This window comes from Roseovarius dicentrarchi (assembly GCF_003316635.1).
Lineage (GTDB): Bacteria > Pseudomonadota > Alphaproteobacteria > Rhodobacterales > Rhodobacteraceae > Roseovarius > Roseovarius dicentrarchi.
The window spans coordinates 124,309-144,649 of the sequence record NZ_QNQP01000003.1; the positions used below are offsets into that span (position 1 = coordinate 124,309).

The following is a 20,341-nucleotide window of genomic DNA, read 5'->3' on the forward strand; positions in this document are numbered from 1 at the left end:
GCAGCATATCGGGCGCTTGGCGCATCACGGGGCCGGCGCGGTGACGTCCACCGTGTCCATGCCGCTGTGGGCGCTGCTCTTGCTGCTGGCGTTTGCGGCGGTCACGTTTGCCTCGCATTTCCTGTTCCCGTCGGTGCGCTGGTTTTTCCGCCGCCGGCTGGAGCGGGCCGTGGCGCGGCTGAACACTCGGCTGACGCGGCCCATCGAGCCGTTCAAGCTGGCGCAGCGCAACGATATGATCCAGCGGCTGGTGTACGACCCGGACGTGACGCAGGCCATTGTCGATTACGCCGCCAAGCATAAGGTGCGCGAGGATGTCGCATTCGAGAAGGCGCGCCGTTACGCGCGCGAAATCGTGCCCAGTTTCAGCGCCTTTGCCTATTTCAGCCTGGGCACGCGGCTGGCGAACTGGCTGGCCAACCTGCTGTATGACGTGCGCACCAGCCCGCAAAACAGCGCCATTATCGAGGGCATCGACAAGGATGCGACGATGATTTTCATCATGAATCATCGCAGCAATATGGATTACGTGCTGGTCACGACACTGGCTGCGCAATCCTCGGCCCTTAGTTATGCGGTGGGGGAATGGGCGCGCGTCTGGCCGCTGAGCCGACTGATCAAGGCGATGGGCGCCTATTTCATTCGCCGCCGCGCGCGCGGCGGGCTGTATCGCACGGTTCTGGCGCGTTACGTGCAAATGGCGACGACGGGGGGCGTCACGCAGGCGATATTCCCCGAAGGCGGGCTGACCGTCGATGGCATCGTGAAACCGGCCAAGCTGGGCCTGCTGTCCTATCTGGTCGAGGGGTGGAAGCCTGGCGGGCGCGATGTGGTGTTCGTGCCGATTGCGATCAACTACGACCGGGTGCTGGAGGATCGCGTATTGCTGGCCGCCGCCGCGCGGGGCGACCGTCGGTTTCATGCGCGCGCCTCGGTTATCCTGCGGTCCATCCTGCGCATGATGTGGCAGCGTCTGCGCGGCAGCTTTGTCCGGTTTGGCACGGCGTCGGTGGTATTCGCCCAGCCGATCCGGCTGAGCGATTACGGCCCGGCGCCCCGGTTGGCCGATCTGGGGCGCGATCTGATGGGCCGGATCGAGGCGGCGATGCCGGTGCTGTACGTGCCGATGGTGGCGCGCCTGTTGCTGCACAGCAATGGCCCGCTGGACAACACCGCGCTGGTGGCGCAGGTCGGGCAGATCCTGCAAGGTATCGACGGGCAGGCGCCGGGTGATGTTGCCGCCGAGGTGGCGCGCGCCTGCGCCGCGCTGGCCACGCGCGATGCGATTGTCGAACGGGCAAATGGCTGGCATATGACACCTGAAGGCGCGCCGTTGCTGCGATATTATGCAAATTCCATCGCACATCTGTTGCCCGCGATCATCAGCGGTCCGGACGATGCTGCGGCTGCAAAACAAATTTCTGCGCCCGCTGGGTCATAAAGTTACAAAATGGGCATCCCCGGCATTGCATTGTTGCGTCCGCTTGCGTATCTCGGGGTAGGACCGTCGCGATTCTGCATCGCGGCACGGATATGCCAAGGGGAGGCCACGCATGGCACTGGACACTGACACACGCATCGCCAGCTACGATGCGCCGGAAAAAGACCTCTACGAAGTGGGTGAAATGCCCCCGATGGGCTTTGTTCCCAAGCAGATGTATGCGTGGACCATCCGCCGCGAGCGTCACGGCGAACCGGAGCAGGCGTTCCAGCAGGAAGTGGTCGATGTGCCCACGCTCGACAGCAACGAAGTGCTGGTCTTGGTCATGGCCGCCGGCGTCAATTATAACGGCGTCTGGGCCGGTCTGGGCCAGCCGATCAGCCCCTTTGACGTACACAAGGCCGAATACCACATTGCCGGGTCCGATGCCGCCGGCATCGTCTGGGCCGTGGGCGACAAGGTGCGCCGCTGGAAAGTGGGCGACGAGGTGGTGATTCACTGCAATCAGGACGATGGCGACGACGAGGAGTGCAACGGCGGCGATCCGATGTTCTCCACCTCGCAGCGGATCTGGGGCTATGAGACGCCGGACGGGTCATTCGCCCAGTTCACCAATGTGCAGGCCCAGCAGCTGATGCCGCGCCCCAAGCATCTGACATGGGAGGAATCGGCCTGCTACACCCTGACGCTGGCCACCGCCTACCGCATGCTGTTCGGGCACGAGCCGCATGACCTGAAGCCGGGCCAGAACGTGCTGGTCTGGGGCGCGTCGGGCGGCCTTGGTTCCTACGCGATCCAGCTGATCAACACGGCCGGCGCGAATGCGATCGCCGTCATCTCCGAAGAGGACAAGCGCCAGTTCGTGATGGATCTGGGCGCGAAGGGCGCGATCAATCGCAAGGATTTCACCTGCTGGGGCCAGCTGCCCACCGTCAACACGCCCGAGTATAACACCTGGCTGAAAGAGGCGCGCCGCTTTGGCAAGGCGATCTGGGATATCACCGGCAAGGGCGTCAACGTCGATATGGTGTTTGAACATCCGGGCGAATCCACCTTCCCGGTGTCATCGCTGGTCTGCAAGAAGGGCGGCATGGTCGTGATCTGCGCCGGCACCACCGGGTTCAACTGCACCTTCGACGTGCGCTATATGTGGATGCACCAGAAACGCCTGCAAGGCTCGCATTTTGCGCATCTGAAACAGGCCAGCGCCGCCAACAACCTGATGGTCGAGCGGCGCCTTGATCCTTGCATGTCCGAGGTGTTCCCCTGGGCCGAGATCCCCGGCGCGCACACCAAAATGCTGCGCAATCAGCACAAGCCCGGCAATATGGCCGTGCTGGTGCAATCGCCCCGCACCGGGCTGCGCACGGTCGAGGATGCGCTGGCCGCACGCGGCTAAGCCAGCCCCGCACAGAACCGGCCATCATGGCCCCGCGAATCGTGATTCCGGTTTGCGGGGCTTTTTTGCAGCGCAGGTGTAGTGTTATCAGATGCTTGGGCGGCAGCGCCCCACCATTTCCGGGGGGGTGATATGCGCGGATTACGGTGAAAAATTTTGCATGCTAGGGTTGAATTAGCCCTTCCTTATTCCCCCAACGCGAGGCTAGCATGAAAAACGACTGGATACTCGACGTGCTGGACGATTTGCGGGCCTTTGCGCTGCATCATCACCTGCCGGCATTGTCCGAGCAATTGGATGACGCCCGCCTGATCGCCGCAAGCGAGCTGGCGGCGCAGGGGGAAGGGATCGCCGCGCATGATCGCACTCGGGCAATCGCCATTGGATGCGATACTGGAAAGGTTGCAGACGGCCCATGACGTCACGGCGCTGCAACGCGCGATTGAAACCTGCCGCGATCATTTCGCGATAGAACATGCCGTCTATCACTGGGTCAGCGCCGCGGGCCATAATTACGGTGTCTATACCTACCCCAAGGCGTGGATAGACCATTACATGGCGCATGATTACCTGCGCATCGACCCGGTGATCCTGGGCTGCTATTCGCGGTTTCATCCCGTCGACTGGAAGCAACTGGACTGGTCCAGCCGGTCCGCCCGCCTGTTTCGGCAGCAGGCGGCCGATCACGGGCTTGGAACGCAAGGCTACTCGGTTCCCATTCGCGGCCCGCACGGGCAGTTTGCCTTGTTCACGGTCAGCCATACCTGCGACGACGCGGCTTGGGCCAGATTCACGGATGCGAATTGGCGCAGCCTGATCCTGATCGCGCATGCCTTCAATCAAAAGGCGCTTGAGTTCGAGCCAAGCCGCACACCGGACGGCGCCGCCCCGCTGTCACCGCGCGAGGTGGACGCGCTGAGCCTCTTGGCGCTGGGATACAGCCGCGCGCAGGTGGCCAAGACCCTGACCATTTCCGAGCATACGCTGCGCGCCTACATCGAAACCGCCCGGCACAAACTGGGCGCCGCGAACACCGTCAACGCGGTTGCGCTGGCGCTGGCGCGCGGTGCGATCATGGTTTGACGGGGCGCCGGCATCGGGCAATGCGGCATAACCTTGCGCATTGCATTAAAACACCTCCTGTTGTTTAGTCGGATCTCACATCACCAAAGAGTTCGAGGAGGAACCCTGATGAAAAAGAATTTCGCACGCTTTATGCGTGCTGCAACCGTTGGTGCAGCCATGCTGGCCGTCGGATCGGCCGCCACAGCGCAAGAGCCGCAGTTTTTCCGCATCGGCACCGGCGGCACCGCTGGCACCTATTACCCCATCGGCGGCCTGATCGCGAACGCGATTTCGGCGCCTCCCGGCTCGCGCGCCTGCGACGAGGGCGGATCGTGCGGCTATCCGGGCCTGATCGCCTCGGCGCTGTCGGCCAACGGGTCGGTTGCCAATATCAACGCGATTGCCGGCGGCACGCTGGAATCAGGCTTCTCGCAGTCTGACGTCGCCACATGGGCGCAGACCGGCACCGGCATCTGGGAAGGCCGCGAGCCCGTGGAAAAGCTGCGCGCGATTGCCAACCTTTACCCCGAAACGATCCATCTGGTTGCCTCGGCATCCTCGGGCATCGAATCTGTGTCGGACCTGAAGGGCAAGAAAGTATCGCTGGACGAGCCGGGTTCGGGCACGCTGGTTGATGCGCGCATCATCCTTGGCGCCTACGGCCTGACCGAAGACGACATTGATGCGGCCTTCCTCAAGCCCGATCAGGCGGCGGACCGGATGCGTGATGGCGCGATGGACGCGTTTTTCTTCGTCGGCGGCTTCCCCGCTGGTGCGATTGCCGAGCTGGCCAGCCAGGAGGCGATTACGCTGGTGCCAATCACGGGCGCCGAAGCCGAGGCCGTGACAGGCGACTACACGTTCTTTGCCGAAAACACCGTACCGGGCGGCACATATGAGGGCGTTGACGGCGATGTCACCACCCTGTCCGTCGGCGCCCAGTGGGTGACCAGCGCGGATCAGCCCGAAGACCTGATCTACGGCATCACAGCCGCACTGTGGAACGACAGCACCCGCAAGCTGCTGGATTCCGGCCACCAGAAGGGCAAGGTCATCACCGCCGATACCGCGCTTGACGGTGTTGGCATCCCGCTGCACCCCGGCGCGGAAAAGTTCTATCGCGAACAGGGTCTGATCGACTGAACAGACCGCCTGCCGGCCCGCCACGCGCGGGCCGGTTTCCCACTACCCCATATGAAACGGCAGCGAGGCGGCGATGTCCGAGACAACCGAATCCGAACGTGTCAAGGAATTGACCGACGCGGAAATGAAGGCTCTGGAAGAAAAATACGATCCAGAGGTTCGGTTCAGGCCCCTGTTGCCCAGCATGGAATGGATCGTCGGCGGCGTTCTGTTCATCCTGTCCTGCTATCATTTCTATACCGCAGGATACGGGATTCCGCAGGCCACATTGCACCGGGGCGCGCACCTGGCCTTTACCCTCGGGCTGATCTTTTTCCTGTTCACCGCCTTTGGCGCCCGGCCCGAACCGCGCAATACCCTGCTCCGGCCCATGGGCATTTCGGTGATCGACTGGGTGTTGGCCATCGCGGGGGTTACTGCGGCGCTCTATGTGCCATGGGTGTTCAACGATCTGGCGTTCCGGGTCGGCAATCCGCTGATGATCGACGTTGTGATGGGCACCATCCTGATCGTGGTCCTGATGGAGGGCACGCGCCGGGCCATGGGCTGGCCGCTGCCCTTTATCGCGGTCCTTTTCATGGCCTACGCCTATTTCGGGCAGTCCATGCCGGGGGTTCTGGTGCATCCCGGCGCCAGCTGGACCAATATCGTTAACCACCTTTACCTGACGTCACAGGGCATCTACGGCACCGCGCTGGGCGTGATTGCGACCTATGTGTTCCACTTCGTGCTGTTCGGGGTCATGGCCACCCGCATCGGCCTTGGCCAGCTGTTCATCGACCTTGCCTCGGCCCTTGCGGGCCGGTTCGCGGGCGGCCCGGCCAAGGTGTCGGTTGTGTCCTCGGCCATGCTCGGGTCCATCTCCGGTTCGTCGATCGCCAACACGGTGACGACCGGATCGCTGACCATCCCGGCGATGATCCGCATCGGATACCCCCGCCATTTCGCGGCGGCGGTCGAGGCGGCATCGTCCACCGGCGGGCAGATCACCCCGCCCGTGATGGGCGCGGTCGCCTTCCTGATGATCGAATATCTTGGCGTGCCGCTGACCACGATCCTGACGGCGGCGCTGGTCCCGGCCTTCATGCACTTCTTCGGCGTGCTGGTGCAGGTCCACCTTGAGGCGCGCCGCCGCGGCCTGCGCGGCATGACCAAGGACGAGCTGCCGGTTGCGTGGGCCGTGTTCAAGGCCGGCTGGCTGACGACGCTGCCCCTGTTCGTGCTGGTGGCAACGCTGCTGTCGGGCAAGACGCCCTATCTGGCGGCCTTCTACGGCATCCTGTCCTGTATCCTTGTGCTGATCATCCAGAACCTGCTGCGCCAGGGCAGCGACATCGCCGCATTTGCAAGGCACACCATGTCCGAGCTTTGGGACAGCTTCGTCACCGGCGCCAAATTCTCGCTGGCGGTCACGGCGGCGGCGGCGCTGGTGGGGGTCATCATCGGGGTCGTGACGCTGACCGGCGTGGGCTTCAAGATCGCGTACATGGTCACGTCCGTCGCGGCCGGCTGGGCCGAAAGCGTGTCCGGCTTGCTCAGCGTTCTGCCGTTCGAGGTGATGTCCGTTTCGGCGCTGACGCTGCTGTTTACGTTGATCATGACGGCGGTGGTTTGCATCCTGATGGGCTGCGGCATCCCCACCACCGCCAACTACCTGATCATGATCGCCGTGGCCGCGCCCATTCTGGGGATGCTGGGGGTACAGCCGCTGGTCGCGCATTTCTTTGTCTTCTACTACGGCGTCATGGCCGACATCACGCCGCCTGTGGCGCTGGCCGCCTACGCGGCGGCGGGCATTGCGGATTCGAACGCGTTCAAGACCGGCAACACGGCCTTTCGCCTGGGTATGGGCAAGGCGCTGGTGCCGTTCGTTTTCGTCTTCTCGCCGTCACTGCTGCTGGTGGTCGATGGCTTCACCTGGACGCAGTTTTTCATCGGCGTTACCGGCGCTATGGCCGGTATCTGGATGCTGTCGGCGGCTTTTGCCGACTGGCTGATCGGACCCATGCGGGCGTATGAGCGGGCGCTTCTGGCTGTATCCGCGATCCTGCTGGTGGCGCCGAATATCTACGCAACGCTGGTCGGCCTTGCCCTGATTGCGCCGGTCGTCCTGCGTCAGTTGCCTATGCTGCGGATGACAGCGACCGAGCGCGCAGCCCTATAAAACGCAGAACGCCGGGCCATCAGGCCCGGCGCCATGCCGCCCCTCGAAAGGATGCGTATCACAACGGGCTGGAGGCGGCCCAATCCCAGTACATTTCGCGCGCGCGCAAGGTCATCGGTCCGATCTGATAGGACGTGTCATCAAAGGCCGTGACCGGTGTAACCTTGGCCATGTTTCCGGTCAAAAACACCTCATCCGCAGCGTGGAAATCCTCAAAGCTCAGCACGGTTTCATGCACGGGGAGGCCCGCCTGCCGCAAATTCGCAATATGCCGCGCCCGTGTGATCCCGGCCAGAAATGTCCCGTTCGGGACAGGCGTAAACACCTCGCCATCCTTCACCATGAAGGCATTGGCCGTGGCGCTTTCTGCGACGTTCCCCAGCGCGTCAGCGCACAGAACGTTGCCAAACCCCTTGGCGCGCGCCTCGGCCAGCATGCGGGCGTTGTTGGGGTAAAGGCACGCCGCCTTGGCGTTGACCACTGCGTTTTCCATCACCGGGCGGCGGAACCGCGTGCGCGTCAACGTCGTCGCGCCATCCGCAGCGGGCATGGGAATTTCTTCCAGACTGATGGCAAATCCGGTCGACTCGCGCTTCGGTACGATCGCCATGAAGCCAGTGTCCTGCCCCCAGTACATTGGCCGGATGTAAACGGCAGCCCCCGGCGCATAGGCGCGCAGCCCCTCGCGGATGATCTCGACCATGTCGGCTGCCGCAACCGTCGGCTCCAGCATCAGCGCCTCGGCCGAGCGGTTGACCCGCGCGCAATGCAGATCCAGATCCGGCACCAGCCCATGCGCCAGCCGCGCGCCATCGAACACCGCACTGCCCAGCCACATTCCATGATCGGCAGCCCGCATGACCGGCACGTCGCCCTCGTGCCAAGCACCGTCAAAATACGTGCGGATATTAGTGCCTGTCGCCATTGCGCGCCCCTGTTTTCATCTTGCCAAAAATACTCCCGCCGGAGGCATCTTGAGAAAATTCGCAAATTTTCTCGTCTAGCATCCAACCATGCCCATTATATCATAGGCTTTGCGCAAAATAGGCGCAGCAATCTCGCGCGCGCGGTCCGATCCGCGGCACAGGATCGCGTCTATTTCCGCGGTATCCTGCATCAGCCGACCCATTTCTTGCGAAATGGGCGCCATGCGATCCACGGCCAGATCGGCCAGCATCGGCTTGAACTCGGAAAACGGCCGTCCGCCCATATCGCGCATCACGTCCTCGGCGCTCATCCCTGCCAAACCTGCATAGATGTTCACCAGATTGCGCGCCTCGGGCCGCCCCTCCAGCCCGTCCAGATCGGAGGGCAGCGGTTCGGGGTCGGTCTTGGCCTTGCGGATTTTCTTTGAAATCGTATCGGCGTCATCGGTCATGTTGACCCGGCTCATGTCCGAGGGATCGGATTTCGACATCTTCTTGGATCCGTCGCGCAGGCTCATCACGCGGGTGGCGGCGCCTTCGATCACCGGCTCCGGCATCGGGAAAAATGCGACACCGAAATCATGGTTGAATTTGGCCGCGATGTCGCGGGTCAGTTCCAGATGCTGTTTCTGATCCTCGCCCACGGGCACATGCGTGGCGTGGTAAACCAGAATATCGGCGGCCATCAGCGCCGGGTAGCCAAAGAGGCCCAAGGATGCGTTCTCGGCATTCTTGCCGGCCTTGTCCTTGAACTGGGTCATCCGCTTCATCCAGCCCATGCGCGCGACGCAGTTGAAGATCCACGCCATCTGGGTGTGCTCTGGTACCTGTGACTGGTTGAACAGGATCGACTTTTCCGGATCAAGCCCCGAGGCGATGAACCCCGCCGTCAGCTCGCGCGTGGCGTGGCGCAGGCGGGCCGGGTCCTGCCAGACGGTGATCGCATGCAGATCGACCATGCAATATAGCGATTGCACCCCGCGATCCTGTGCATCGGCAAACCGTTTCAGTGCGCCCAGATAGTTGCCCAGATGCAGATCGCCCGAGGGCTGGATGCCCGAAAACACCCTTGGGGTGAAGGTCGCATCGCTCATTGCTCATCTCCGTCTGGATTTTCCTGCCAGCCTCAACTACCCATGCGCTATTGCCCCGTCAAGCAAAGGCCCCGTGCGCCCCATGAAGCATCCAGACGATTCCAGCCCGTTCAACCCGTTGCCGCCCGTTGTGGTGGTGCTGTTTCTGGCGGTGGTGATCCCCGAGATCGCGTTTTTCCTTGGCTCCAAGGGGCTGATCGGCGGGCCGCAGGCGGTGGGCTGGCGGCAGGCTGCGATCCAGGATTATGGCTTTAGCGGCGATTTGCTGCGCTGGATGATCGCCAACGGGCTTTACCCGCCTGAACATTTGCTGCGCTTTGTCACCTATCCGTTCCTGCATGGCGGTTTCAGTGAAATGCTGTTTGGCGCGGCGTTGCTGCTGGCGATGGGCAAGTTCGTGGGCGAGGTGTTTCGCCCCATCGCCACGCTGGCCGCGTTCTTCATTCCCGCCATCTGCGGCGCGCTGGCATACGGGCTGATCGCGCGGGATAATCCGTGGCTTTATGGCGCGTTTCCGGGCATCTATGGCCTGATCGGCGCGTTTACCTATCTGCTGTGGTTGCAACTGGGGCGGACGGGGGGCAGTCAGGCGCGCGCCTTTGTGTTGATCGGCTTTCTGATGGGCGCGCAGCTGCTGTTTTCGCTGCTGTTCGGCGGGACACTGCGCTGGATCGCGGATGGCACCGGGTTTCTGACCGGGTTCGCCGCGTCCTTTGTGCTGCGCCCCGGTGGCTGGACCAAGCTGCGCGCCAAACTGCTTCAGCGCTGACGCCTGAGCGCGGCTTTCAGCTCGGATTTGCGAAAGGCGCCGACCATGCGCCCGGCAAGGTAATAAACCACGATGCCCAGCACGATCAGCACCAGCAGCGCCAGCGCGCGCCAGCCGGTAAAGCCAAAGAACGGCGACAGCGCCAGCATCAGCGCCCAAAGCGCGCCGCCCATGATGGCCGAGGCGACGCAGATCCGCCACAGGCGGCTGCGGAACCGGTCGTCGAACCGGGCGACATCGCCAAAGGGCCGCACACCGCGCGCCAGCAGCCACACCATGGCCCAGCCCGCGATGGTGGTGCCGACCGCCGCCGCGATCCAGCCGATATAGGGCGCAAGGCCAATGGCCAGCGCGGCGTTCACGATCAGCGACACCAGCGCGTAATAGAATGGCCGCTTGGTATCCTCGCGCGCGAAATAGATCGGTTGCAGCACTTTTTGCAGCACGAAGGCCGGCAGGCCAAGACCGTAGATCGACACCGCCAGTGCCGTGGCGGCAGTATCGTCAAAGCCGAAATTGCCGCGCTGGAACAGCACCGTGATCAGCGGAATCGGAATTATCACCAGCGCCACGGCGGCGGGGATGGTCAGCGCCAGCGACACTTCGCCCGCGCGGCTGAGCGCCATGCGCGCGCCGGCGCTGTCGTCCGCGCGCAAGCGGCGCGACAGGTCCGGCAGCAGCACGATGCCCACGGCGATGCCAACCACGCCCAGCGGCAACTGATACAGGCGGTCGGCGGCATAGAGCCAGCTGACCGCGCTTTCGAAATTGCTGGCCACCTGCTGCCCGACCAGCAGGTTGATCTGCATGACCCCGCCCGCAAGCGCGGCGGGAACGGCGACACGCACCAGCTGGCGCATGGCGGGCGTCCAGCGCGGGCGCACCGGGCGTACCGAATGGCCGCCGCGCCGGGCAGAAATCCAGACCATTGCCAGCTGTGCAACGCCCGCAAACGGGATTGACCAGACCAGCGCGGATGGCACGTTGCCCCCGGTCCAGACGGCCGCGGCCATTGCGCCGCACAGGATCACGTTCAGCAGGACCGGCGCGGCAGCGGCAGCCACGAACCGCCCGCCCGAGTTCAGCACGCCTGACAGCAGCGCCGCGAGTGAGATGAAGAAGATGTAGGGAAACACCACGCGCCCGAATTCGACCGTCAGGTCAAACCGTTCGTCCCCCGAAAACCCCTCGGCAGTGGCCCAGACCAGCGCGGGCATGAAGATCATCGCCAGCGCAACAACGAACAGCAGCACCAGCGCCAGACCGCTGAAGGCCAGCGAGGCAAACCCGTTCGGATCCTCGCCCCCCTCCAGCCGCTTGGAGAACATCGGCACGAACGCCGCGTTGAACGCCCCCTCGGCAAAGAACCGGCGGAACATGTTGGGCAGACGGAACGCAGCCACGAACGCATCCATCACCGGCCCCGGCCCGATCAGCCCGGCGATCATCACATCGCGCACAAAGCCCAGCACGCGGCTGATCATGGTCCAGCCGCCGACGGTGAACATGCTGGTGATCAGGCGCACGGGGCGCGCCGTCTGGGTAATCTGACCGTTGCTCACTGAATGGCCCTTTGTGTGCCTTCGGAAATGGCCGCGCGCAGCTTCGCCTCCAGCGATTGCTGCTTGGCCTCCGAGTAGAATTTCAAACCGAACATGTCCTTGACATAGAAGGTGTCGACGACCTGCTCGCCGAATGTGGCGATGACCGCGCTGGCGATATAGACGTTGCTGGCCGCCAATGTGCGGGTCAGATCGTACAGCAGGCCGGGGCGATCGCGGGTATCGACCTCGATGATCGTATAGATCTCGGATCCGTCATTGTCGAAGGTGATATGCGTTGGCACGCGAAAGGCGCGCTCGCGCTTCTTCAGCTTGTCGCGGGATTTGATCGCGTCCTGCGCCACCACTTCGCCGCGCAGGGTTTTCAGGATGGTCCGGCGCAGGCGCGGCAGGCGTTCATCGTCAAAGGGGTGGCCGTCGCCATCCTGTATCCAGAACACGGCGGTCGCGTAGCCATCCTTGGACGTATAGGTGCGCGCGTCGACCACATTCGCGCCGACCAGCGCCAGCGCGCCGGCCAGCCGCGAAAAGATGCCGGGATGGTCGGCCAGCACGAAACAGGCGCGGGTCGCGTCGCGGTCCTCGTCGGGGTGCAGGTCGATGCCGATATCGTCACGGTTGCCGTCGCGGTCGATGTCGCGCAGCAGGTTGGCAAAGATGACATGCGCGGTGATGTGCAGGCCCTGCCAATAGGGCGGATAATGGCGCGCGGTTTCGGCCTTCAGCGCCTTGGCGTCCCAATCGCGCAGCGCGCGGCGCAGGCCGGCCTTGGCGTCCGAGCCGCGCTGTTCGCGGTTGATATCCTCCAGCCCGTTTTCCATCGCGCCCAGCGTCTGCCGATAGAGCGCGCGCAGGAGCGATGCCTTCCAGTTGTTCCAAGTCCCCGGCCCGACGCCGCGAATGTCGCAGACCGTCAGCACCGTCAGCAGGTCCAGCCGCTCGCGTACCTGCACCGCCTTGGCAAAGTCGCGTACGGTGCGCGGATCGGCGATATCGCGTTTTTGCGCCATGTCCGACATCAGCAGGTGATAGCGCACCAGCCATTCTACAGTGTCCACCTCCTTGGGTTTCAATCCCAGACGCGGCGCCACCTTGCGCACGATCTTGGCGCCCAGAATGGAGTGATCTTCGGGGCGGCCCTTGCCGATATCGTGCAGCAGCAGTGCGACATAGAGGATGCGCCGGTTCACCCCCCGTTTCAGGATCGACGACGCGATGGGCAGCTCTTCAATCAGCTCCTCCCGCTCGATGCGGGCAAGGTGGCTGATGCATTGGATCGTGTGTTCGTCCACCGTGTAGTGGTGATACATGTTGAACTGCATCATCGCGACAATCGGCTCGAATTCAGGGATGAAAGCGGACAGAACGCCCAGCTCGTTCATGCGGCGCAGGGCGCGTTCGGGGTTGCCGTGTTTCAGCATCAGCCCCAGGAACAGCTTTTGTGCCGCAGGATTTGCGCGCATGTCATCGTCGATCAGGTCCAGATGCGCCGTGACCAGCCGCATCGCGTCGGGATGAATCAGCAGGCCAGTGCGCAGCCCCTCCTCAAAGACGCGCAGCAGGTTCAGCGGATCGGTCAGAAACGCCGCCTCATCGACGATGGCAAGGCGGCCATGCAGTTCGGTGTAGCCGTCCTTCAGCTTGCGCTTGCGCCGAAAAAGCCGGTGCAGAAGGGGCCGGGATTTGACATGCGCGGCCTCCAGCTTGCTCAGGAAAATGCGGGTCAGATCGCCGACGGCAGTCGCGTGGCGGAAATAATCCTGCATGAAGATTTCCACGTCGCGCCGCCCGGCGCTGTCGGTATATCCCAGCCGCTCGGCCACCTCGACCTGTAGATCGAAGGTCAGCTTGTCGACGGGGCGGCCTGTGATCAGGTGCAACTGGCAACGCACGGCCCAAAGGTAGTTTTCCGCCTGAACGAAGGTATCAAATTCGTCCTCGGCAAACAGCCCCAGCGCAACCAGCTGGGCCGCATCGGGCACGCGGTAGATGTATTTGGCAATCCAGAACAGCGATTGCAGATCGCGCAGCCCGCCCTTGCCTTCCTTGACGTTCGGCTCGACCATGTAGCGCTGGCCGCCCTGCTTTTCGTGCCGCGTCTCGCGCTCTTCCAGTTTGGCCTCGGTAAATTCGCGCTCGCTGCCGGAAAACAGATCGTTCCACAGACGATGGTTCAGCCGGGCGGCCAGATCGCGGTCGCCGGTCAGCCAGCGGTTTTCCAGCAGCGCGGTGCGGATGGTGAAATCCTCGGTGCCAAGGCGCAGGCAATCGGAAATGGTGCGGCTGGAATGGCCCACCTTCAGCCGCAGATCCCACAGGATATACAGCGTGGTTTCTATCACGCTTTCGGCCCAGCCGGTGATCTTGTAAGGGCTGAGAAACAACAGGTCTATGTCCGAATGGGGCGCCATATCGCCGCGTCCATACCCGCCGACGGCCAGAACGCTCAGGTGCTGGCCGCTGGTCGGGGTCGGCAGGGGGTGCAGCACGTCCGAGGCCAGCCTGTAGGCCGCCCGCACAATGCAATCTGTCAGCCAGCTGTAGCTGTGCGTCGCGGCCCGCGCGCGCAACGGCTCCGCCGCCAGGGCGGCCGCGATGGCGGCGCGCCCGCGCTGCTTGGCCCCGGTCAGGATTTCCACCGCGGCCCTGCGGCGGTCCTCGGGCTGGGCGTGCATGACGCCGTCCAGCGCAGCTGTTACCGCACTGGCGTCAAAGATGTCCGGCGCCGGGCAAATCAGGTCGCCCGGTGCCGGATCATGCGCAGATGCGCGGGTCTTTTGCTGTGCCATACGGCGCCGCCTGTGGGTGGATCAGAAGCCCGCGCCGCCAAAGCTCTGCAGGGCACCGTCCAGTATCACCACCTTGCCATCACGCACCGTCGCTACCGCCAGCCCGCGCTGGTTGGTGCCGTCATTGCGCAGGCGGAACACGCCGTCGACGCCCTGAAAACCTGCCGATTGCGTCAGGCTGGATTTCGACAGCGCATTGCGCTTGCCTGTCTTGATCAGCGCGCCGACAGCGGCGATGCCGTCATAGGCCAGCCCGGCGATGGGGTGGGGGGCATTGCCGTTTGTCTGTTGGAACCGCGCCTGAAAACGTGCCGCCTTGGCCGTGTCCGGCATGGCGAACCAGCCACCCTGCAAGCCCGGCAGTTCCAGCGTCTGGGCCGGCGTATCCCAGCGGGCAAGGCCCATATACTGGATCGATGCGGGGCTCAGCCCGTTTTCCGGCAGCATCTGTGCAAACAGCGGCAGCGCGCCGGCGGAGTTTGCAGTCAGGAAAATCGCGTCGGCGGCGGTGCTGCCTGCGGTGCTGGTGATCTGCGGCACAGCCGCGACAACACCCTCCTGCGAGAAGTCATAGGCGATGTTGCCAACAATCTGCGCGCCGGCATTTGCCGCGGCCTGCGCTATGGCTTGCTGGCCCAGCTGCCCGGCAAGATTGCTAGAGGACACCGTCAGGATGCGCCGCTTGTTCTGGCGCACGGCAAAGCGCGTCAGCCGGTCCGCGGTGTTGTCAAAGGTCTGGCCAAGGATGAACAGATTGCCGCCCGCGATGGTCGGGTTGTTGGAAAACGCCAGCACGTTCACGTTGGACGGCGCCACCGCCACCGCCACGGCATTGGCCGATTCGGCGTGCAGCGGTCCGATGATGATCTTGGCCCCGTCCGCGACGGCATTCAGCGCCGCCTTCTGCGCCTGCGCCGGGCGTCCTGCCGTGCCATAGACGCGCAGGTCAATCTTGACGCTGCCCAGATCGGCCACGGCCATGCGCGCCGCCGCTTCCAGATCACGCGCCAGAGCGGCCTCGCCCGGCGAGGATGATCCGTGCGGCACCAGCAGCGCGACGGCAACGGGTCCCGAGGGGTCAATCGGCTGGCCCTGCCCGCCGCCGGTGCCGATTCCCCCGCCCACAGGATCGCAGGCGGCAAGCCACAGGATGGACAGAACCGCAATCATACGGGCCAGCAGCTTGCGGGCGATGGGCAAAACAGCGAACATGGGGATACCTCGTTTCGGGATAAGGGCGCGCCTGTCTGGGCGCCTCGTGTTTCTCGGGCCGATCATAAACGTCATATGGGGCGGGTCCAGTGGTGAATCTGAGCAGACAGGCGCTTGCGCCCGGAATCTATCTGATCGCAACCCCCATCGGGGCGGCGCGCGACATCACGTTGCGCAGTCTGGATATACTGGCCACCGCCGATGTGATCGCCGCCGAGGATACGCGCAGCCTGCGCAAGCTGATGGATATCCACGGCATCGCGCTGGAGGGGCGCCCGCTGATTGCCTATCACGACCACAATGGCGCGCAGGCCCGCCCGCGCATCATGGCGGCGCTTGAGGATGGAAAATCAGTAGTTTACGCATCAGAGGCCGGCACGCCGATGGTGGCAGATCCCGGTTTTGATCTGGTCCGCGCGGCGATTGCCGCAGGGCACGGCCTGATCTCGGCGCCGGGGCCTTCGGCGGCCGTGACAGCGCTGACCCTGTCGGGATTGCCGACCGACCGCTTCCTTTTTGCCGGGTTCCTGCCCAACACCGGCTCTGCGCGAAAAACCGCGCTGCGGGCGCTGGCGCCGGTTGCCGCAACGCTGATTTTCTACGAATCCCCCAAGAGGGTCGCAGCCATGCTGCGCGATGCCGCCGATGTGCTGGGCGCGGACCGCAACGCGGCGGTCTGCCGCGAGCTGACCAAAAAATTCGAAGAGGTGCTGCGTGGCACGCTGTCCGATCTGGCCGACGAACTGCGGGAAAATCCGCGCAAAGGCGAAATGGTTGTGCTGATCGACAGGGCGGGGGAACTGTCTGTTAACCTCTCTGATATAGAACAGGCGCTGCGGGCGGTGATGTCTGATATGTCTGTGCGGGACGCGGCGGATGCTGTGTCGCATGATCTGGGGCTGAAGCGGCGTCAGGTTTATCAGATTGCGCTGCGATTGGATGCAGATGACGGAGAAGGTGATGACTGACGTTTTGGAATTTGCTGACGTGGCCCATGTGACGGCCCGCCGTGACCGTGGCAGGCGGGCGTATAACAGCGGTCTTGCCGCTGAGGAACGCGCTGTCGCGCTGTATACGGCCGCCGGTCTGCGCCTGCTTGAGGCGCGTTGGCGCGGCCAAAGCGGGGAGATTGACCTTGTTTTAGCCGATGGCGACGACATTGTTTTTGCAGAAGTCAAACAGGCGCGCACCCATGATGCCGCGATAGCCAGCCTGCGCCCGGCACAAATGCGGCGCATCCACGCCGCCGGCGCCGAATATCTGGCGCATTGCCCAAAAGGTCAGTTGACCGACGTGCGCTTTGATCTGGCCGTAGTCGATGCAGCGGGGCGATGCGATATTCTGGAAGGCGCATTTTCGCATTTCTGAATTGCACCGCAACGGCCCATGGCCCATGTAGGTGGCATAATGATCCGGGGGTTGTTGCCATGAAGGTCGCATTTCAGATGGACCCGATAGGTCCGATTGACATAAACGCCGACAGCACTTTTCATCTGGCCGAGGAGGCGCAGGCGCGCGGTCACGAGCTGTTTTATTACACGCCGCAGAACCTTGCCTATGACGAGGGGCGCATTACCGCACGGGGGCAAACCCTGAAGGTGCAGCGCGTCAAAGGTGATCACGCCATCCTGGGCGATATGGAGACTGTTGATCTGGCCGATTTTGACGTGGTGTGGCTGCGCCAGGATCCACCGTTCGACATGTTTTATATCACGACCACGCATCTTCTGGACAGGCTCGCGCCCGGCACTTTGGTGGTCAATGATCCGTTCTGGGTGCGCAATTTCCCGGAAAAACTGCTCATCCTTGATTTTCCTGACCTGATGCCGCCCACGGCCATTGCGCGCGATCTGGACACAATCCGCGCGTTCCGGGACCGGCACGGCGATATTATTCTGAAGCCGCTTTACGGCAATGGCGGCGCCGGGGTTTTCCTGCTCAAGGGCGGCGACAGCAACCTCAGCTCCCTGCATGAGATGTTCACGGGCTTCAGCCGGGAGCCGTTGATCGTTCAGAAGTTTTTGCCCGATGTGGCGAAAGGTGACAAACGCGTGATCCTGGTGGACGGCGAGCCTGTCGGCGCGATCAACCGCGTCCCTGCCAAGGGCGAGACACGCTCGAACATGCATGTGGGCGGGCGGCCGGAGAAAGTGGATCTGACCGACCGCGACCGCGAGATTTGCGCCGCGATTGGCCCGCTTTTGCGCGAAAAGGGGCAGGTATTTGTCGGCATTGATGTGATCGGCCGTTACCTGACTGAGATCAACGTGACATCGCCCACCGGCATTCAGGAGCTGGAGCGTTTTGACGGCGTGAATATTGCGGGCAGGATTTGGGACGCCATCGAAGCCAGACGGGCGTGAGCCTGCGCGCCCGGTTGCTGTGCGGCTGGTTGCGCCAGACTGAAAAGCGTTTCATCGCCCGCGCCGGGCAGCCTGCGCAGTTGCGTCGGCATATGGAGCGCAGCGCGCGTTTCTTTTTTCACGCGCCGCGTGGAACGGAATTTGAGGAAATCACGCTTGGTGCAACGCCAGTGGAAGCAACGCGCGTCATGCCCTTGGGCGCGTCGCATGGGCCGCTGATCCTGTATTTTCACGGGGGTGGATATATCTTTGGCAGCCCGCGCACGCATCGCGCGATGGTTGCGCAACTGGCGGCGCGCACCGGATTGCCTGCGGTGCTGCCTCAATACAGGCTGGCGCCGGAGCATCCCTTTCCTGCGGCGCCGGATGATGTGCTAAGTGCATACCGTGCCGTGATGGGACATTCCGGCGGGGTCATTATCGGCGGCGACAGCGCGGGCGGGGGGCTGGCGCTGGGCCTGCTAGGGCATATTGCGGCACTGGGTCTGCCGCAGCCGCTGGGGACGTTTTGCTTTTCGCCATTGACGGACATGACGTTCTCGGGCCGCAGTTTTACCACTAACGCCAAGGCAGATCCCCTGCTGCCTGCGGAGCGGGCGCGCGACATGGCGATGATGTATCTGCAGGGCGGCGATGCCTATGATCCGCGCGCGACGCCTCTTAACGCTGATTTCGCCGGGGCTGGACCTGTCTGGCTGACAGCGGGCGATACCGAAATACTGCTGGATGATACGCGCCGGATGGCGGATCGGCTGATGGCGCAGGGAGTTGACGTCACTTGCATCATTGAGCGCGGCCTGCCGCATGTTTGGCCATTGATGCACGCAATCCTACCCGAGGCACGCCGGACGCTGGACGGGCTGGCGGGGTGGATCACGTCTCTTTCGCGGTTGTGATTCGATAGCTGGCAGCCTCGGCCACGTGCGGGCGGCGCACGTTGGCCGATCCGTCCAGATCGGCGATGGTGCGCGCGACGCGCAGCACCCGGTGATAGCCGCGCGCCGACAGGCCAAAGCGGTCTGCCATGCGTGTCAGCAGGGCGCGCCCTTCGGCATCCGGGGTTGCCACCGCGTCGAGGATGGCGCCCTCGGCATCGGAGTTGAGCCGTGTGCCGGGAGCGTCGGCAAAGCGCGCGGCCTGCACCGCCTGCGCGGCGGCGACCCGGCCGGCGACTTCAGCCGAGCTGTCGCCCGAAGGTGGCAGGTCAAGATCGGAAAAACTGACCGGGGGCACGTCGACCCGCAGATCGAAGCGGTCCATCAGCGGGCCGCTGATCCGGCCAAGGTAATCCTCGCCGCAGACCGGGGCGCGGCTGCAGGCGCGCGACGGCTCGCTAAGGTAGCCGCATTTGCAAGGGTTCGCCGCGGCGATCAGCATGAAACGGCAGGGATAGGTGACATGCGCGTTGGCGCGGGCGATCATGACTTCGCCGGTTTCGATAGGCTGGCGCAGCGTTTCCAGCACCGTGCGCGAAAATTCGGGAAATTCATCCATGAACAGCACGCCATTATGTGCCAGACTGATTTCGCCCGGTGACGCGCGCCGTCCGCCGCCCACGATCGCGGCCATGGAGGCGGTGTGATGTGGTTCGCGGAATGGGCGGGCGCGGCTGATGCCGCCCTGATCCAGCAGCCCGGCGAGCGAGTGGATCATGGACGTCTCCAGCGCCTCGCGCGCGTCCAGTGGTGGCAGGATGCCGGGCAGCCGGGCGGCAAGCATGGATTTGCCCGATCCGGGCGTGCCGATCAGCATCAGGTGATGGCGCCCGGCGGCGGCGATTTCCAGCGCGCGTTTTGCACGTTCCTGCCCTTTGACATCGCGCAGGTCGCGGCCCAGCGGGGGCGCGATCACCTCGCCGGGCTGGGCGGCGGGCAGGGGCGCCTGCCCGGTGAAGTGGCGCACCACGTCGGCCAATGTGGCCGCGCCGATGACATGCGCGGCGCCGACCCATGCCGCCTCGGCCCCCGACGCCTTGGGGCAGAGCAGGGTGCGGTCCTCTTCGGCGGCGGCCATGGCGGCGGGCAGTGCGCCGATGACGGGCATGATGGTGCCGTCGAGCGACAATTCGCCCAGTGATGTGGTGCCCTCGATGGCATCCTTGGGGATGATCTCAAGCGCGGCCAGCAGGGCCAGCGCGATGGGCAGGTCGAAATGGCTGCCTTCCTTGGGCAGGTCCGCAGGGCTGAGATTAACCGTAATCCGTTTGGACGGCAGCGCGATGGCCATGGAGGTAAGCGCCGTGCGCACCCGGTCGCGCGCCTCGCTCACCGCCTTGTCCGGCAGGCCGACGAGGCTGAAGGCCGGCACGCCGGGAGTGACGGCGCATTGCACCTCGACATGGCGGGCGTCGACCCCTTCAAAAGCCACGGTATAGGCGCGCGCGATCATGTCCTGCCCTTCTGGCTTTTGGTTAA

At 63.9% G+C, this 20,341-nt stretch carries 17 protein-coding genes; 11 read left to right on the forward strand and 6 right to left on the reverse strand.

Going from position 1 to position 20,341, the window contains the following annotated elements; genetic code table 11:
- Positions 1–40: 40 nt before the first annotated feature.
- The 6 genes from DQ230_RS03150 to DQ230_RS03175 all read left to right on the forward strand — a co-directional run bounded on the left by DQ230_RS03150 (position 41) and on the right by DQ230_RS03175 (position 7,212).
- Positions 41–1,441: a 1-acyl-sn-glycerol-3-phosphate acyltransferase gene (locus DQ230_RS03150; protein WP_113911155.1), complete on the forward strand. Its 1,401-nt coding sequence runs from the start codon at positions 41–43 to the stop codon at positions 1,439–1,441.
- A gap of 112 nt (positions 1,442–1,553) precedes the next feature.
- Positions 1,554–2,840, forward strand: a complete 1,287-nt coding sequence (gene ccrA, locus DQ230_RS03155; protein WP_113911047.1) for a crotonyl-CoA carboxylase/reductase — start codon at positions 1,554–1,556, stop codon at positions 2,838–2,840.
- A gap of 209 nt (positions 2,841–3,049) precedes the next feature.
- A complete protein-coding gene (locus DQ230_RS03160) occupies positions 3,050–3,259 on the forward strand; it encodes a hypothetical protein (protein WP_113911048.1) in 210 nt (69 codons plus the stop codon).
- Positions 3,198–3,923: a helix-turn-helix transcriptional regulator gene (locus DQ230_RS03165; protein WP_113911049.1), complete on the forward strand. Its 726-nt coding sequence runs from the start codon at positions 3,198–3,200 to the stop codon at positions 3,921–3,923. Before DQ230_RS03160 ends, DQ230_RS03165 begins: the two co-directional genes overlap by 62 nt.
- 132 nt (positions 3,924–4,055) lie before the next feature.
- Entirely contained in the window at positions 4,056–5,048 is a 993-nt protein-coding gene (locus DQ230_RS03170; RefSeq protein WP_113911156.1) for a TAXI family TRAP transporter solute-binding subunit, read from the forward strand.
- A gap of 73 nt (positions 5,049–5,121) precedes the next feature.
- Complete coding sequence (locus DQ230_RS03175) at positions 5,122–7,212, forward strand: TRAP transporter permease (RefSeq protein ID WP_113911050.1); 2,091 nt, start codon at positions 5,122–5,124, stop codon at positions 7,210–7,212.
- A gap of 58 nt (positions 7,213–7,270) precedes the next feature.
- On the opposite strand, the gene DQ230_RS03180 is transcribed toward DQ230_RS03175, so the two are convergent.
- Entirely contained in the window at positions 7,271–8,137 is an 867-nt protein-coding gene (locus DQ230_RS03180) for a branched-chain amino acid aminotransferase (protein ID WP_113911051.1), read from the reverse strand.
- A gap of 75 nt (positions 8,138–8,212) precedes the next feature.
- The gene (gene trpS / locus DQ230_RS03185) at positions 8,213–9,232 is read right to left on the reverse strand and encodes a tryptophan--tRNA ligase (protein ID WP_113911052.1); all 1,020 of its coding nucleotides are present in this window, start codon (positions 9,230–9,232) and stop codon (positions 8,213–8,215) included.
- A gap of 82 nt (positions 9,233–9,314) precedes the next feature.
- On the opposite strand from trpS, the gene DQ230_RS03190 reads away from it, so the two are divergent.
- Positions 9,315–10,001 carry a rhomboid family intramembrane serine protease gene (locus DQ230_RS03190; protein ID WP_113911053.1) on the forward strand — a complete coding sequence of 229 codons (687 nt, stop codon included), beginning with the start codon at positions 9,315–9,317 and terminating at the stop codon, positions 9,999–10,001.
- Here the strand turns inward: DQ230_RS03190 and murJ are convergent.
- Genes murJ through DQ230_RS03205 form a run of 3 tightly spaced genes read right to left on the reverse strand, consistent with a single transcriptional unit; the run spans position 9,992 to position 15,564 of the window.
- Entirely contained in the window at positions 9,992–11,509 is a 1,518-nt protein-coding gene (murJ, locus tag DQ230_RS03195; RefSeq protein WP_113911157.1) for a murein biosynthesis integral membrane protein MurJ, read from the reverse strand. The two genes, DQ230_RS03190 and murJ, sit on opposite strands and share 10 nt — an antisense overlap.
- 50 nt (positions 11,510–11,559) lie before the next feature.
- Positions 11,560–14,352: a [protein-PII] uridylyltransferase gene (locus DQ230_RS03200; protein ID WP_113911054.1), complete on the reverse strand. Its 2,793-nt coding sequence runs from the start codon at positions 14,350–14,352 to the stop codon at positions 11,560–11,562.
- Between the two features lie 21 nt (positions 14,353–14,373).
- Positions 14,374–15,564, reverse strand: a complete 1,191-nt coding sequence (locus tag DQ230_RS03205) for a penicillin-binding protein activator (RefSeq protein WP_113911055.1) — start codon at positions 15,562–15,564, stop codon at positions 14,374–14,376.
- An 89-nt stretch (positions 15,565–15,653) separates the two neighbouring features.
- On the opposite strand from DQ230_RS03205, the gene rsmI reads away from it, so the two are divergent.
- From rsmI to DQ230_RS03225, 4 genes are read left to right on the forward strand one after another with little or no spacing between them, the layout of a single operon-like run.
- The gene (gene rsmI, locus DQ230_RS03210) at positions 15,654–16,532 is read left to right on the forward strand and encodes a 16S rRNA (cytidine(1402)-2'-O)-methyltransferase (RefSeq protein WP_113911056.1); all 879 of its coding nucleotides are present in this window, start codon (positions 15,654–15,656) and stop codon (positions 16,530–16,532) included.
- Positions 16,525–16,932 carry a YraN family protein gene (locus DQ230_RS03215; protein ID WP_203227985.1) on the forward strand — a complete coding sequence of 136 codons (408 nt, stop codon included), beginning with the start codon at positions 16,525–16,527 and terminating at the stop codon, positions 16,930–16,932. The genes rsmI and DQ230_RS03215 overlap by 8 nt, the downstream gene beginning before the upstream one ends.
- 59 nt (positions 16,933–16,991) lie before the next feature.
- A complete protein-coding gene (gene gshB, locus DQ230_RS03220) occupies positions 16,992–17,927 on the forward strand; it encodes a glutathione synthase (RefSeq protein WP_113911058.1) in 936 nt (311 codons plus the stop codon).
- The gene (locus DQ230_RS03225) at positions 17,924–18,823 is read left to right on the forward strand and encodes an alpha/beta hydrolase (RefSeq protein WP_113911059.1); all 900 of its coding nucleotides are present in this window, start codon (positions 17,924–17,926) and stop codon (positions 18,821–18,823) included. The genes gshB and DQ230_RS03225 overlap by 4 nt, the downstream gene beginning before the upstream one ends.
- On the opposite strand, the gene DQ230_RS03230 is transcribed toward DQ230_RS03225, so the two are convergent.
- Positions 18,801–20,315, reverse strand: a complete 1,515-nt coding sequence (locus DQ230_RS03230; RefSeq protein WP_113911060.1) for a YifB family Mg chelatase-like AAA ATPase — start codon at positions 20,313–20,315, stop codon at positions 18,801–18,803. The genes DQ230_RS03225 and DQ230_RS03230 overlap by 23 nt on opposite strands.
- Positions 20,316–20,341 lie beyond the last annotated feature (26 nt).

Bases quoted from the DNA above. Each gene is read 5' to 3' on its own strand.
- DQ230_RS03215 (WP_203227985.1), top strand. From the start codon at position 16,525: ATGACTGACGTTTTGGAATTTGCTGACGTGGCCCATGTGACGGCCCGC.
- DQ230_RS03170 (WP_113911156.1), top strand. From the start codon at position 4,056: ATGCGTGCTGCAACCGTTGGTGCAGCCATGCTGGCCGTCGGATCGGCC.
- trpS (WP_113911052.1), bottom strand. From the start codon at position 9,232: ATGAGCGATGCGACCTTCACCCCAAGGGTGTTTTCGGGCATCCAGCCC.
- DQ230_RS03200 (WP_113911054.1), bottom strand. From the start codon at position 14,352: ATGGCACAGCAAAAGACCCGCGCATCTGCGCATGATCCGGCACCGGGC.
- DQ230_RS03230 (WP_113911060.1), bottom strand. From the start codon at position 20,315: ATGATCGCGCGCGCCTATACCGTGGCTTTTGAAGGGGTCGACGCCCGC.
- DQ230_RS03205 (WP_113911055.1), bottom strand. From the start codon at position 15,564: ATGTTCGCTGTTTTGCCCATCGCCCGCAAGCTGCTGGCCCGTATGATT.
- DQ230_RS03175 (WP_113911050.1), top strand. From the start codon at position 5,122: ATGTCCGAGACAACCGAATCCGAACGTGTCAAGGAATTGACCGACGCG.
- murJ (WP_113911157.1), bottom strand. From the start codon at position 11,509: ATGTTCACCGTCGGCGGCTGGACCATGATCAGCCGCGTGCTGGGCTTT.
- ccrA (WP_113911047.1), top strand. From the start codon at position 1,554: ATGGCACTGGACACTGACACACGCATCGCCAGCTACGATGCGCCGGAA.
- DQ230_RS03165 (WP_113911049.1), top strand. From the start codon at position 3,198: ATGATCGCACTCGGGCAATCGCCATTGGATGCGATACTGGAAAGGTTG.
- gshB (WP_113911058.1), top strand. From the start codon at position 16,992: ATGAAGGTCGCATTTCAGATGGACCCGATAGGTCCGATTGACATAAAC.
- DQ230_RS03160 (WP_113911048.1), top strand. From the start codon at position 3,050: ATGAAAAACGACTGGATACTCGACGTGCTGGACGATTTGCGGGCCTTT.
- DQ230_RS03180 (WP_113911051.1), bottom strand. From the start codon at position 8,137: ATGGCGACAGGCACTAATATCCGCACGTATTTTGACGGTGCTTGGCAC.
- DQ230_RS03190 (WP_113911053.1), top strand. From the start codon at position 9,315: ATGAAGCATCCAGACGATTCCAGCCCGTTCAACCCGTTGCCGCCCGTT.